This is a genomic window from Actinoplanes rectilineatus (genome assembly GCF_000962825.1).
GTDB lineage: Bacteria > Actinomycetota > Actinomycetes > Mycobacteriales > Micromonosporaceae > Actinoplanes > Actinoplanes rectilineatus.
Map to the genome: position 1 here is coordinate 109,537 of NZ_JZKF01000024.1, position 14,233 is coordinate 123,769.

Annotated in this window: 10 protein-coding genes; 6 read left to right on the top strand and 4 right to left on the bottom strand. The window is 71.6% G+C overall.

The genetic code is table 11. From position 1 onward, the window contains the following. Positions 1–271 precede the first annotated feature (271 nt). On the top strand, positions 272–1,420 hold the full coding sequence (locus WH85_RS48870) for a hypothetical protein (protein WP_157411099.1): 1,149 nt from the start codon (positions 272–274) through the stop codon (positions 1,418–1,420). Here the strand turns inward: WH85_RS48870 and WH85_RS19945 are convergent. The 3 genes from WH85_RS19945 to WH85_RS19955 all read right to left on the bottom strand — a co-directional run bounded on the left by WH85_RS19945 (position 1,411) and on the right by WH85_RS19955 (position 7,269). Next, positions 1,411–2,085, bottom strand: coding sequence for a lysophospholipid acyltransferase family protein (locus tag WH85_RS19945; RefSeq protein WP_045743417.1), 675 nt, complete (start codon positions 2,083–2,085; stop codon positions 1,411–1,413). The genes WH85_RS48870 and WH85_RS19945 overlap by 10 nt on opposite strands. Positions 2,086–2,249: 164 nt before the next feature. Continuing rightward, the gene (gene ileS, locus WH85_RS19950; protein ID WP_045743418.1) at positions 2,250–5,366 is read right to left on the bottom strand and encodes an isoleucine--tRNA ligase; all 3,117 of its coding nucleotides are present in this window, start codon (positions 5,364–5,366) and stop codon (positions 2,250–2,252) included. 376 nt (positions 5,367–5,742) lie between these two features. After that, positions 5,743–7,269, bottom strand: coding sequence for an alkaline phosphatase D family protein (locus WH85_RS19955; RefSeq protein ID WP_045743419.1), 1,527 nt, complete (start codon positions 7,267–7,269; stop codon positions 5,743–5,745). 59 nt (positions 7,270–7,328) lie between these two features. On the opposite strand from WH85_RS19955, the gene WH85_RS19960 reads away from it, so the two are divergent. Genes WH85_RS19960 through WH85_RS19975 form a run of 4 tightly spaced genes read left to right on the top strand, consistent with a single transcriptional unit; the run spans position 7,329 to position 10,969 of the window. Continuing rightward, on the top strand, positions 7,329–8,348 hold the full coding sequence (locus WH85_RS19960; RefSeq protein ID WP_045743420.1) for an ArsR/SmtB family transcription factor: 1,020 nt from the start codon (positions 7,329–7,331) through the stop codon (positions 8,346–8,348). A 28-nt stretch (positions 8,349–8,376) separates the two neighbouring features. After that, entirely contained in the window at positions 8,377–9,420 is a 1,044-nt protein-coding gene (locus WH85_RS19965) for an ABC transporter ATP-binding protein (RefSeq protein WP_083449119.1), read from the top strand. After that, positions 9,417–10,187 carry an ABC transporter permease gene (locus WH85_RS19970; RefSeq protein ID WP_045743421.1) on the top strand — a complete coding sequence of 257 codons (771 nt, stop codon included), beginning with the start codon at positions 9,417–9,419 and terminating at the stop codon, positions 10,185–10,187. The genes WH85_RS19965 and WH85_RS19970 overlap by 4 nt, the downstream gene beginning before the upstream one ends. Further along, positions 10,184–10,969, top strand: coding sequence for an ABC transporter permease (locus WH85_RS19975; RefSeq protein ID WP_045743422.1), 786 nt, complete (start codon positions 10,184–10,186; stop codon positions 10,967–10,969). The genes WH85_RS19970 and WH85_RS19975 overlap by 4 nt, the downstream gene beginning before the upstream one ends. Positions 10,970–11,225: 256 nt before the next feature. Here the strand turns inward: WH85_RS19975 and ndk are convergent, their stop codons facing one another. Then, positions 11,226–11,645 carry a nucleoside-diphosphate kinase gene (gene ndk / locus WH85_RS19980; RefSeq protein WP_045743423.1) on the bottom strand — a complete coding sequence of 140 codons (420 nt, stop codon included), beginning with the start codon at positions 11,643–11,645 and terminating at the stop codon, positions 11,226–11,228. A gap of 151 nt (positions 11,646–11,796) precedes the next feature. Here ndk and WH85_RS47110 point away from each other — a divergent pair. Then, positions 11,797–14,233 (top strand): hypothetical protein (locus WH85_RS47110; protein ID WP_169792469.1); only part of this gene is annotated, 2,437 nt, incomplete at its 3' end.

Here is a 14,233-nt window from a genome sequence, read left to right on the forward strand (position 1 = left end):
TCCTCCCAATAGCACGTGACCGAACGGAAAACCACAGGGTGACGACCGGCACTATCCACCTTCGGTGGACAGGTCAGATGACAAGTCCGGGTAACCATACGACTCCGGAGCGTTCCGCACATCGCCCTCCTTGTCCGGCATTCACGTCCACCGTCCGGATCCGGCATCGCCGTCCTAGTGGCACACCATGCCTAACCTGGGATTAGAGAGCGCGCGGGAGGAGAACACGAGAATGGCCGACCAGCCGGAAGAATCGACTCCGGTCGCGGGGATGCCCGAGAGTGCCCGGGACACGCCCGAGACGACCCGGATCGAGGATGCCGCCGAACCGGCCACCGCGACACTGCCGCCGGCACGCTGGAGCGGCGCCGCGCCGATCCCCGCGACCGAACCCCGCCGATCGGTGTGGTCCCGGCTGCGCGACAAGGTCGCCGGGCCGGCGCCCGATTTCGACGACCGCACCGCGGTGCCGGCCGTCGACCCCTGGGCCGACCAGACGGAGGAGCACACCCCGGTCTGGCCGGAGGCGCCCGCACCGGCAGTCGACATGCCGCCGACCCGCGTGGTGATCCCCGCGGCGCAGGAGGCCAAGGAGAAGGCCCGAGAGGTCAAGGAGAAGGCTCTCAAGGCCGCCGCCGAGGCCCTGAAGGCGGCCCGCACGGAGAAGAAGACCGCGATCCCGAGCCCGGGCACCTACCCGCCGCCGCCCGCCGGCACCGGGCTGCCGCCGCGCGCACCCGCCAAGCCCCGCTGGTGGAAGGAGTCGCCGGCGCCGCAGAAGCGCGCCCCCGTGCAGCCGCGCCCGCCGATGCCGCCACCGCTGTCCCGGCCCCGGCCCCGGCGCCGCCGCTGGCTGCGCCGACTGACCACGTCCTCCGCGCTCGCCCTCGTGCTGTGCTGCGGCGCCCCGCTGGCCTACTGGCAGTTCCCGGCGGTCCGGCAGTTCCCGGTCAGCGCGGTGCTGCCGCCGTCCTTCTCCGACCTGGAGCTGCGCGACAACGGCCGGCAGGCCGCCGAGCGCCTGGCCGAGCAGCTCTCCGCGGCCGGCGCGACAGGTGACGCGTTCGCCGGGGTCTACGGCGACGGCAACGGCAAGCGGGTCACCCTGTTCGGTGTCACCGGATGGCGGTTCACCCCGGGCTCCGACGTGGAGGAGCAGTTGGCGAGCCTGTCCGGCGACCTGAAGCTGAAGAACATCGTGGTCTACGACTCCGGTGACGCCGGCGTGCACGAGAGCTGCGGCATCGGCCGGCTGGACGGCTCGGCCGTGGTGGTGTGCGCGTGGGCCGACCACGGCAGCATGGCCACCGCCGTGCTCACCCGCCGGTCGATCGACGAGAGCGCCGAGCTGGTGGCCCGGCTGCGCACCGAGGTGCTGACCCCGAAGTACCTGCCGCGGTTCCTGACCGATCAGATCTGATCGGGCCGCTTCGGGGCGTAGCGCGGTACGTACTCCTGGCCGGTGAGCTTCTGGATCTCGCTCATCACCAGGTCGGTCAGTTCACGCAGCGAGGTCCGGTCGTCGGAGCGCCCGGCGGTCTCGATCGGCTTGCCGACCCGGATGGTGACCGTGTCGCGCATCAGTTTCGGGTAGAGCCGGCCGATCGGCTGCACCTTGTCGGTGCCCTGCATGCCGACCGGGATGATCGGCACCCCGGCGGCGACCGCGAGGCGGGCCACCCCGGTGCGCCCGCGGTAGAGCTTGCCGTCCGGTGAGCGGGTGCCCTCCGGGTAGACCGCGACCAGGTCGCCGGCCGCGAGGGCGGGGATCGCCGCGTCGAAGGCGGTGAGAGCGGCCCGTCCGCCGGCCCGCTCGACCCGGATCGCGCCGACGCCCTCCATCATCTTGCGGTTGAGGAAGCCCTTGACCCCGGTGCCGGTGAAGTAGTCGGACTTGGCCCAGAAGGCCAGGTGGCGGGGCACGACCGCGCCGAGGAACAGCTCGTCGGCGACGGAGAGGTGGTTGCCGGCGAAGATGGCGCCCCCGGTGCGCGGCACGTGTTCGAGGCCTTCGACGGTCGGCCGCCAGCCCGTCATCAAGGCCGTACCGATGGTGACCTTGGCGAGTGAGTAGAGCAGCGGCAACGCGTCCTCCGGAAATACACACAGTGCGAAGTTGGGAGCGGGGTGCTGTGAGGTTATCGGACGCGGCGCCCGATGAACCTAGTGATCTTGGGCCGGGACCCGGACATTCGCCCCCACCAGGCGAACATCCGGGCCTTTCGGCTGATTCATGCGACCGTGATGAATCACACGGCGGTGACCTTGACGGCCACCTGCTCCCCTTCACCGACCTCACCGGTGAAGCCGGCGCCGCCGAGATCCCCGAAATCGAGTGAGGTGGCGAGGGTCTCACCGGCCACGAACTCGCGGAAGGTCTCGACCGCCGACCGCACCACCGGACTGGCCGACAGGACCAGGTCGATCCGGTCGCTGACGTCCAGGTCCGCGTCCCGGCGGGCCTGCTGCACGACGCGGATCACGTCACGGGCCACGCCTTCGGCGGCCAACTCCGCGGTGACCACGGTGTCCAGCACGACCACACCGGCACCAGCCGGCAGCGGCGCGGAGTTCTCCGGGTCGGCGGCGACGAGCTTCAGCTCGTACTCGCCCTCGGCGAGGGTGACGCCGGCCGCGACCGGGGCGCCGTCGACGAGCTGCCAGTCGCCGCTCTTCACCGCCTTGATCACCTGCTGGACCTGCTTGCCGACCCGGGGGCCGAGCGCCCGCGGAACCACCGTCAGCACCTGCTGGCAGTACGCGGCCACGTCGTCGGTGAAGACCACCTGCTTGACGTTGACCTCGTCCTTGAGCAGGTCACCGAGACCGGTCAGCGAGGCACCCGACCCGCTGGCCACGGTCAGCGCCGCCAGCGGCAGCCGGACCCGCAGGCCCTTCGCCTTGCGCAGCGACAGCGCCGCCGACGCCACGTCCCGGATCGCGTCCATCGAGGCGACCAGCTCGTGGTCGGCCGGGAACGCGTCCGCGGACGGCCAGTCGGTCAGGTGCACCGAGCGGCCACCGGTCAGGCCACGCCAGATCTCCTCGCTGGTCAGCGGCGCGAGCGGCGCCACCACCCGGCACAGGGTCTCCAGCACGGTCGCCAGGGTGTCGAACGCGTCCTGGTCACCGGCCCAGAAACGGTCCCGCGAGCGGCGGACGTACCAGTTGGTCAGCGCGTCCAGGTACGACCGCACCGAAGCGGCAGCACCGGAGATGTCGTACTCGTCCATCTGGCGCTGCACGTCCGCCACCAGCTCGCCGGTCTTGGCCAGGACGTAACGGTCGAGCAGGTGATCCGACGAAGTCCGGAACCTCGCCTCGTACCCCGATGCATTCGCATAAAGGCTGAAGAAGTACCAGACGTTCCAGAGCGGCAGCAGCACCTGACGCACCGAGTCCCGGATCGCCACCTCGGTGACCGGCATGTCCCCACCCCGGAGCACCGGCGACGACATCAGCATCCAGCGCATCGCGTCCGACCCGTAGGAGTCGAACACCCGGTAGACGTCCGGGTAGTTGCGCAGCGACTTCGACATCTTCCGGCCGTCCTCGCCCAGCAGGATGCCGTGGCTCAGGCAGTTCCGGAACGCCGGGCGGTCGAACAGCGCCGTGGCCAGCACGTGCATGGTGTAGAACCAGCCGCGCGTCTGCCCGATGTACTCGACGATGAAGTCACCCGGGTAGTGGTCCTCGAACCAGTCCTTGTTCTCGAACGGGTAGTGCACCTGGGCGAACGGCATCGACCCGGACTCGAACCAGCAGTCCAGCACCTCCGGCACGCGCCGCATCACGGACTGCCCGGTCGGGTCGTCCGGGTTCGGCCGGGTCAGCTCGTCGACGTGCGGACGGTGCAGGTCGGTGACCCGCACGCCGAAGTCGCGCTCCAGCTCCTCGTAGGAGCCGTAGACGTCCACCCGCGGGTACTGCGGGTCGTCGGACTTCCAGACCGGGATCGGCGAGCCCCAGAACCGGTTCCGGGAGATCGACCAGTCCCGGGCGTTCGCCAGCCACTTGCCGAACGAGCCGTCCTTGATGTGCGACGGCGTCCAGGTGATCTGCTGGTTGAGCTCGACCATCCGGTCCCGGAACGCGGTGACCGCGACGAACCAGGACGAGACCGCCTTGTAGACCAGCGGGGTGTCGCAGCGCCAGCAGTGCGGGTAGGAGTGCGTGTACGCGTCGTGCCGCAGCACCACGCCCCGCGCCTTGAGTGCGGCGATCACCGGCTTGTTCGCCTCGAAGACCTGCAGGCCCTGGTAGTCCGGGACCAGCGAGGTGAACCGGGTCCGCTCGTCCACGGTGACCACGGTCGGGATGCCGGCCTCGTTGCAGGCGTTCTGGTCGTCCTCACCGAAGGCGGGCGCCATGTGCACCACGCCGGTGCCGTCCTCGGTGGTCACGAAGTCCGCGCCGAGCACCTGGAAGGCGTTCTCCCCGGCGGGCTCGACCAGGTAATCGAAGAGCGGCGTGTAGCGGCGGCCGACGAGTTCGCGCCCGAGGACGGTGCCCGTCTGCTCGTACCCCTCCAGTTCCTTGGCGTAGGCACCCACCCGGCCGGCGCCGACGAACAGGCGGTGACCGTCCTTCTCGAGAAGGGCATATTCGATGTCCGGCCCGACCGCCAGCGCCAGGTTGGACGGCAGCGTCCATGGCGTGGTGGTCCAGACCGCGATGTCCTCGCCCGTCGAAAGCCGGAAGAGCACGGTCAGCGCCGGGTCGGTCCGGTCCCGGTAGACGTCGTCCATCCGGGTCTCGGTGTTCGACAGCGGCGTCTCGCACCGGAAACAGTAGGCCAGGACGCGGAATCCCTCGTAGACCAGACCCTTCTCGTGCAGGGTCTTGAACGCCCACATGACCGACTCCATGTAACTGGGGTCGAGGGTCTTGTAGTCGTTCTCGAAGTCCACCCAGCGGGCCTGGCGGGTGACGTAACCCTCCCAGTCCTTGGTGTAGGCCAGCACGGACGTGCGGCAGGCCTCGTTGAACTTGTCGATGCCCAGCTCGACGATCTGCGCCTTGGTGGTGATGCCGAGCTGCTTCTCCGCCTCGATCTCGGCGGGCATCCCGTGGGTGTCCCAGCCGAACCGCCGCTCGACGTGCTTGCCGCGCATCGTCTGATACCGCGGCACCAGGTCCTTCACGTAACCGGTGAAGAGGTGCCCGTAGTGCGGCAGGCCGTTGGCGAACGGCGGGCCGTCGTAGAACACGTACTCGTTGTCGCCGTTCTCCCCGGCCGGGCGCTGCGCGACGGACGCCTCGAAGGTCTTGTCCGCCGTCCAGTGGTCGAGGACCGCGCGTTCGACCGCCGGCAGGTCCGGGGACGCCGGAACGCCGGTGGCGTCGGTGTGCTTCGGGTAGGCCATGGTTCTCCTCAAGCAGTTCACATCACGTGACTGCGAGGACGAGCTGGAATCAGCCCGCGGTACCACCTCGCTTGACGCCTCGGGGGCGCCCGCTCATTCGCCGGCCTGTCGCGCGTGCCGGTCCGCCCGGTTCTACCAGGATCTTCCGAGAAAGACCCGTTCTTCCGGAGGCTCCCCGGTGATGGCCGGTTCGCTGCCTGCGTCGGAGCACAACGATACCGGCCACCCCGGGATTCCTTCATCCGCATTACCCCCGACGATCAACTTCCAAGATCAAGTTCATGTGGGGGTACGCGTCGCGAGAAGTCCCGTGCCTCCCTCGCGACCACCGTCGCCGGTCACGCCTCTGCCGCCGCCTCCGGGCTGAGCTGCCGGGTCATCGCCCGGGCCGCAGAACGACCGACCACAGGCTGACGCCGTCACGGTCGCGGAGATCGACGGTGAACGTGCCCGATCCACCGTCGATCCGCACCTCGCCGAAATGCTGGAACCCGCTCGCCGGCGACGTGTTCGCGGCCGGCGGCGCGTGCACGAACACCGCCTCCGGCCCGAACGTGGCGTCCAGCGCGTTCGGGCCGAACGCTCCGGCATGGGCCGGCCCGGACACGAACTCCCAGAACGGCGTGAAGTCCCGGACCGCCGCCCGCGACGGGTCGTAGTGGTGTGCCGCGGTGTAGTGCACGTCCGCGGTCAGGAACACCACGTTCTGCACCCCGTGCCGGTGGATCGACCGCAGCACCTCGGCGAACTCCAGCTCCCGGCCCTTGGGCGCACCCGGGTCGCCCTGCCCCACACCCTCCTGGGCGGCGGCCCCGTCCGGCACGACCAGACCGATCGGCAGGTCGTTGGCGATCACCTTCCAGGTGGCGCGACTGCGCCGCAGACCGTCGATCAGCCAGCGCCGCTGCTCGGCCCCGAGCAGCCCGCGCGCCGGATCGGCGTAGATGTTGCCGTCGTTCGCGTCCTTGACCGTCCGCATGTCCAGCACGAACACGTCGAGCAGCGGGCCGTACGAGATCTTCCGGTGGATCGGAGCGGTCGAGCCCGGGACCGGCACCCACTCGTGGTACGCCCGCTGGGCCCGGGCGGCGAGCACGTCCACCCGCTTCTCGGTGTACCGGTCGTCGGCCAGGATCTCCCCCGGGTACCAGTTGTTGGTGACCTCGTGGTCGTCCCACTGGTTGATCTGCGGGACCTCGGCGGCGAACCGCCTGTAGTGCTCGTCCAGCAGGTTGTACGCGTACTGCCCGCGGAACTCGTCGAGCGTCTCGGCGACCTTGAGCTTGGCGTCGGTGAGCACGTTGCGCCACACCCGGCCGTCCGGGAGAGTCACGCTCTCGGCGAGCGGGCCGTCGGCGTACACCGTGTCCCCGCTGTGCAGCAGGAAGTCCGGCCGGCGGCGCCGCATCGACTCGAAGATCCGCATGCCGCCGAAGGCGGGATCGATGCCCCAGCCCTGACCGGCGACGTCCCCGGTCCAGACGAAGCGCACGTCCCGGCGGTCGGTGGGCGCGGTGGTCAGCTCGCCGGTCACCGGAACACTGAACAGTCCCGGCCGGTCCAGGCTCTCCACCTTGACCCGGTAGTACAGGCGCTCGCCGGCCGGCAGCCCGCGCAACCGCACCTTGCCGGTGAAGTCGGTCTCCGGGGTGACGATCGGACCGCGGATCACCCGCGAGCCGCGGAAGTTCGGACGCCGGCTGGTCTGCACCCAGAGCCGGCCGGGACGGTCCGCGCGACTCCAGACCACGGCCGTGCCGCCGGCCGGGTCGCCGCTCTGTACGCCGTGGGTGATCAAGGGCCGGGCACCGCCGAGGGCGAGCGCCGGAGCGGGCAGGGCCGCCGTGGCGACGCCGCCGGCCAGTCCGGCCCGCAGCAGGTTCCGTCGGGAAAGGGAGCTCATGTCCTGATGCCTATCGATCGCAGATGGCAGCCGGGTGTCCAGGCCCTAAACTTCACCCCGTGATCCGGATCGAGATCGATGAACCGACGCTGGCGCGGACACGCATCGCGATCAGCCCGCTCGGTGAGCTGATCTGCGGCCTCTACCTGCTGCGCCGCAACCCCGAGGTGCCGTGGCCGTACACGGCCTGGGCCGCCCGGGCCCGGGAGATCCTGCGCACCGACCCGTCGCTCGAGCCGCTCTCGCTCTACCTGAACCGGCTCGACGGATCCTATCCGGACTTCCTCGACCCGGTGCCCGAGGTCGCGGTGCCCACCATCGACGATCAGCTCGACCAGATCCGGAACACCCCGGCCGCCCTGATCGAGGAACAGCTCGCCCGGCACCATCCCGACGGCGACCTGCCGAACTGTCTGACGGCGTTCCGCGACGACCGGCAGGCGGCCCTGGACCGGCTCGCCACCGCACTCGGCACCTACTGGACCGCGGCGATCGCACCGTACTGGCCTGCCATGCGCGCGGCCCTCGACGAGGAGGTCCTGCTGCGGGCCCGGGCGCTGGCCGCCGACGGCCCCGACTCGCTGCTCGCCCGCCTGCACGACCGGATCCGCTGGGAGCGTCCGGTGCTCACCCTGGTCAAGAACCTCGACCGGGACGTCGTCGCCACCGACAAGCGGCTGCTCCTGGTCCCGCTGATCTTCTCCCGGGGCGCGCTGAGCTGCTCCACCGACCACCCCGAGATCATGATGGTCACCTACCAGGCCCGGGGCGCCGCGCTGCTGGCCGAGGCGGCCCCGCCGGTGGCCGCCGCGGACGACGACCGGCTGGCGATCCTGCTCGGCCGGGGCCGGGCCGTCATCCTGCGCGCCCTGACCACACCGGCCACCACGACGGCACTGGCGAGCGCGCTGGGCCTGGCCCCGAGCACGGTCTCCGAACACCTGACCGGGCTGCTGGCCGCCGGGGTGGTGCACCGCCGCCGGGCCGGCCGCCGGGTCCTCTACGGTCTCGAACCGGCCGGGCTGGCCCTGGTGACCCTGCTCGGCGACGATTCGGCCGGAGCCGAATCCGTTTCCTGACCGCCCGGTCCCGCCTACCTTCGGCGGCATGGACAGCGAGCACACCCTCACGGCCCCCTCACCACCCCCGCCGGCACTGTCCCCCTCGACCCGAGCCGGCAGTGACTTCGCCATCGAGGCCGAGGGGTTGTCCCGCACCTACCGGACCCGTACCGGCTGGCTGCGGCCCCGCCTGCAGACGGTGGACGCGGTCCGCGGCGTGGACCTGAGCGTCCGGCGCGGCGAACTCTTCGGCTTGCTCGGGCCGAACGGCGCCGGCAAGACCACCACCATCAAGATGCTCAACACACTGCTCATCCCGAGCGCCGGCACCGCCCGGGTCGGCGGCTACGACGTGGTCACCCAGACCCGGGAGGTGCGGCGGCGCATCGGGTACGTCTTCGGCGGCGACCGAGGTCTCTACGACAGGCTGTCCGGGCTGGACAACCTGCGCTACTTCGCCGAGCTCTACGCGGTGCCGGCCCGCGAGCAGAAGCGCCGGATCGCCGAACTGCTGGAACTCGTCGGTCTCCGCGGCCGCGAAGGCGAACGCGTCGAGGGCTACTCGCGGGGTATGCGCCAGCGCCTGCACATCGCCCGCGGCCTGCTGCACCGTCCCGAGGTGCTGTTCCTGGACGAACCGTCGATCGGGGTGGACCCGGTGGCCGCCCGCGAACTGCGCCGCACGGTGGCCGGCCTGGCCGCCAACGGCACCACGATCGTGCTCACCACGCACTACATGGCCGAGGCGGACGAACTCTGCGACCGGATCGCGGTCATCGCCGGCGGCCGCATCCAGGCCCTCGGGACCCCGGCCGAGCTGCGGCGCCGGGCCGACGGACGGCGGGTGCTGGAGATCGAGGCCTACGGGGTGCCGGACGCCGCCCTCGCCGCCCTCCGGGAACTGCCCGGCGTCCGCGAGACCGCGGTCGAGGCGCGCGGCACGCAGCAGCTGCTGACCGTCCAGTCCGACACGGACGTGGACGTGCAGGGCGACGTGCTGCGCGAGCTGTCCGGGATCCGGCTGGGCCGGGTCACCAGCCGCGAACCCACCCTCGAGGACGCGTACGTGGCGATCGTGAACGCGTCATGACGACCCTGCGCATGCTGGCGATCGGCACCCTGCTGCACGCCAAGCACCTCAGCCGCTCCCCGTTCGAGGTGGCGATGGCCCTGATCGTCCCGCTGGTCCAGGCCACCCTCGCCGTCCACCTGTTCCGTTCCGGCGACGGCTCGCACCGGCTGATCGAGGCCGCGGTCGGCGCCGGCCTGATGGGCATCTGGGCGTCGGTGCTCACCGGCTCCGGCGGGGCCATCCAGAACCAGCGCTGGCAGGGCACCCTCGAGATGATCATGTTGGCGCCGCGGCGGCCGGTCACGGTCATCCTGCCGATCACCGCCGCCACCGCCGTCACCGGCATGTACGCCCTGCTCGCCACACTCGCCTGGGGACGGATCGTCTACGGCATCCGGATCGAACTCGCGCACCCGGCCGCGTTCCTCGCCGCCGCCGTCGCCTGCGTCCTCGGACTGGGCATGTTCGGCCTGCTGCTGGCCTCCACGTTCGTGCTGCTGCGCAACGCCAACGCGCTGGCCAACCCGCTCGACTACCCGATCTGGCTGCTCTCCGGGATGCTCGTGCCGATCACCGTGCTGCCGTCCTGGACGCTCCCGGTCGCGGCCGTGCTGCCCACCACCTGGGGTGCCCGGGCGCTGCGTGAGGCGACCGTGGGCGGGCCGGTCTGGCCGTCGATCGGGATCTGCCTGGCCATCGGCGCCGTGTGCCTGGTCGTCGGCGGCTACTGCCTGACCGTGTTCGAACGTCGCGCCCGCGTGACCGCCACCCTGGCACTGTCATGAACCCGGTCCGGCTCGTCACCACGGGTGGCGCCCTCGCCTACCGGGCCCTGTTCAACTGGACCACGCCCGCCATGTACGCCGGCACTCTGCTCGCCGGCCCGGCCTTCCAGCTGATCTTCTTCGCGTACCTCGGACGGCAGTTGCAGGTCGCCGACGACCGCTTCTTCATCGTCGGCAACGCGGTGCTGGCCGCCTCGACCGCCTGCGTGTTCGGCGGGACGCTGGCCGTCGGCAACGAACGCCGCTACGGCACCCTGGGCCATGTCCTGCTGTCGCCGCGCAGCCGCACCGCCATCTTCGCCGGGCGGGTTCTCCCGTACGCCGGGAACGGTCTCCTGATCGCGGCCTTCACGCTGACCGTGGGCACCGCGGCGCTCGGTCTGCGGATCCCCCTCGCCGCCCTGCCCGGAATCGTGCTGGCCCTGGCAACCGGCTCGCTGGCCTGCGCGTTCTTCGGACTCACCCTGGGCGCGGTGGGCCTGCGGTTCCGTGACGTGTGGGTGGTGTCGAACGTCGCGGCCAGCCTGCTGCTCCTGCTCACCGGCGTGAACGTGCCCCGGAGCGGCCTGCCCCCGTGGATGGCCACCGTCGGCGAGTTCCTGCCGATCACCCACGCGGCGGAGGCGGCCCGGACACTCGCCGCGGGACGCGGGTTCGGTGCGGCCGCGCCCGCGCTGGGAGCGGAGTTGCTGGTCGGAACCGGCTATGCCCTGCTCGCAGTGCTCCTCCTCAAGATCTTCGAGGCGGAGTCGCGGCGCCGGGCCAGCCTGGAGACCCTGTAGAAACGTTCCGTGGTCAGGTCATGAAGCCCGTCCGCGTGGTGACTTGAGGCGCGCTGGGCGCCCGTATTCACCACACCCGTCGTGGACCGTGGTGAATACGGGCGCGCTGAGCACCCAGGTCACCACACCCGTGGCGGGGTGTGGTGAATACGGGCGCACTGAGCACCCGAAGTCACCACACCCGTGGCGGGGCGTGGTGAATACGGGCGCACTGAGCACCCGAAGTCACCACACGGACGCTGACCATGAAACGTGTCTAGAAACGACCCGGGAACCAGATGGCCAGCTCGCGCTTCGCACTGTCCGGGGAATCGGACGCGTGCACCAGGTTCTCCCGGTTGGAGAGCGCCAGATCGCCGCGGATCGTGCCGGCGGCCGCCTTGCGGCCGTCGGTCGCGCCGATCATGGTCCGGACCACCTCGATGACCGAGTCTCCGGAGAGGACCACGGCAGCCAGCGGGCCACTGGTCATGAAATCCTTCAGCGGCGGGTAGAACGGCTTGTCGACGTGCTCGGCGTAGTGCTCGTCAGCGAGAGCCGCGTCCATCGTGCGCAACTCGAGCGCGTCGACGAGCAGCCCCTTGCGCTCGAAACGGGAAAGGATGTCGCCGAGCAGGCCGCGACGCACCGCGTCAGGCTTGATGAGCACGAGCGAACGCTCGGTGTTGCTGGACACGCGGGATCCTCCGTTGACACTACTAGCCGACACGCGGGGCCATCAGCCTATCGGTACCGCCACGAACGGTGAGTGGCGATCCCCGGACTGCCCGCACTTTCGCCGAGCCACCGGGGGTCATAACCTGACGGGAACAACCGGGAGGTCCACAGTGGCGAACCAGGGCGGCAGGCCCATAGCTCCGGCGCGCAAGCTCGTGGCGGCGGTGATGGGCACGCTCGCGGTCTTTGTGATCGTTTTCGGGCTCGGCATGTCGAGCTGGGCGGTCGCCTTCTTCGGCCTGGCCGTCCTCGTGCTCGCGATACTCCTCGCGCTCCTCAACGTCTCCCGCCGCGGCGGGAGAGCCACCGTGGTCGGCAACGCCGAGGTCAAGTCGATCCCGCCGCCACCGGTCTCGGCGGCATACGGCCGGGCCGACATCGCGGTCATCGTGATCGCCCCCGGCCTCGGCACGTTCGAGACCACCCTGCGCGAGTCCCGCATCCCGGTCGCCAAATGGCCGGTCCCCGGCGCCACCGTTCCCATCTCGGTCGACGTCGACGACACCCGCCGCGTCCGGGTCAACTGGAAGGACGCGCCGGCCCGCGCCGAGGGCGGCGACCCGCCACCCCCGCCGCCGCCGGCCGACTACGCCGACGACGAGATCGACGACGACGTGCTGGGCGCGGTCGGCCCCGCCCCGTGGGAGGGCCGCGAACGCGACTGGTCGGTCGACGCCGACGAGCCGCCGCCCCCGCCGCAGCCGCCACACCGGATGACCAGCCGCGCCACCCCCGTGGTGGTCCGCGACACGCCCGCCGGCCCGATACTGGAGGGCCAGGTCGTCGGCTCCGACGAGGACCCGCAGCCCCTGCCCCGGCGCGCCGGGGGCACCCGTTTCGGCCAGGCGCCCGGCCCGGCGACCGCGGCCCACACCCCGCCGGGCCCGGCCGACGACCCGTTCACCCCCGGCACCGACCCCGACTCCGGTTTCCGGTCCGCCTCCGACCACGCGCCCGGATCCCGCTCCCGGCCCGGCTCCGACCCCGGCTCCGGCTACGGGCCCGGTTCCGACCCCGGCTCCGGCTATGGGCCCGGCTCCGGTTCCGCGGCCGAGGACGACCGTCCCTCCGGCAGCGCTCCGGGCTCACCGTGGTCCGGTCCCGGCTCGTCCACACGCGGCTCGGCCGGCGGCCCGGGCACCACACGACCGCCGGGCGCCCGGCCCAGTCCCCGCCCCCGAGGCGGCGCCGCGACCGCGACAGTCGAGCGCGACGAGGACCCTTACGCCTCCACGCCCGGCGACACCCCGCAGACAGACGACGAGCAGTCCCACGCCGCCCCGTCGGCCCCCAGTACGCCCCTGATCACCACGCGCCCGCCGGCACAGAGGACCTCGTCGTCCGACACCCGCCGCACCGGCGCAGGCCCGTCCACCGCCCGCCCCACGAACGCCCCGGCCCCGGACGCCCCGGCCCCGGACTTCCCGGACACGCGCTCCCAGGACGCGCGCTCCCAAAACGCGGAGACGGCGGATGCCGAGTCTCAGGACGCAAGATCGTGGGAAGCCCGATCCCGGAATGGCGGCTCCCGTGATGCGGAGTCTCGGGATGCGGGTCTCCTGAATGCCGGTTCCCGGGACCGGGAGGCGGGGCTTCGGGAGGCGGAGTTCCGGAACACCGGCACACCTCAGGCCGACGATCCACTGGATCTCCCGCTCGATGACCAGGACCGCCCCGCGTCATCCGGTCTCTCCACCACAGCCTGGACCGCCGCAGCCCCGATCCGCTCCCACTCCGCCGGCACCGCAGAACCCGCCACCCGCAACGACGCCACCCCCGCGGCCGCTCCGGAGGGTTCCGCCCCTGCCGCCCGGTCTGCCCAGTCCGACGAGTCCGGTGGACCGGTGAGCCATGTCCCGGCCGATTCCTCGGAGGCGACCGAGTCCGGCAGCCCGAGCCAGTCCGCGCAGACCGGCCGGCCCCGAAGGACCGAACCTCCCACCTGGACCGAACCACCCCCCGAACCCGAGCCGGTCTTCCGACGTCGTTCACCCGGCGGCACCCGCTTCATCATGCAGCCCGGCGAATCCCCCACCGTGGAACAGCCGTCACCGCACGCGGCCCGCAGCACCCCCGCGGACTTCCCCGACGACCCCGACGACGTCCCGCCGTGGGCCATCAGGCCCGGCAGCGCCACCCCGCCGTCGCCCGCCGGCGAGTCCGCCCCTGCCGCTGTCCCCGTCGACGACCCGGCCGGCACCGCAGCGCACGGCCCGGCAGACGACGCGGTGAACGGCTCGGCAGACGACGCGGTGAACGGCTCGCCCCGGAACGCGGCCGGCCGCCCGGCAAACGGCCCTACGGACAGTTCGGCGGACGGTCACGCCGTCGACCCGGCAGACAGCTCGACAGACAGCTCACGGCAGGGCACGGTCGGCGGACGGCCGCGCAGCGAGAACGCGACGGTGCTCGCCACCGGATCCGCGCCGGTCCCCGGTCCGGAACCCTCCGAGGACCGCCCGCAGCCCCGTCCACGCCCGGAACCCACCCCGGCGACGACCCTGTCCTCCCCCAGGCCGGTCTCCGCCCCACCCGTGGCCCCGGAAC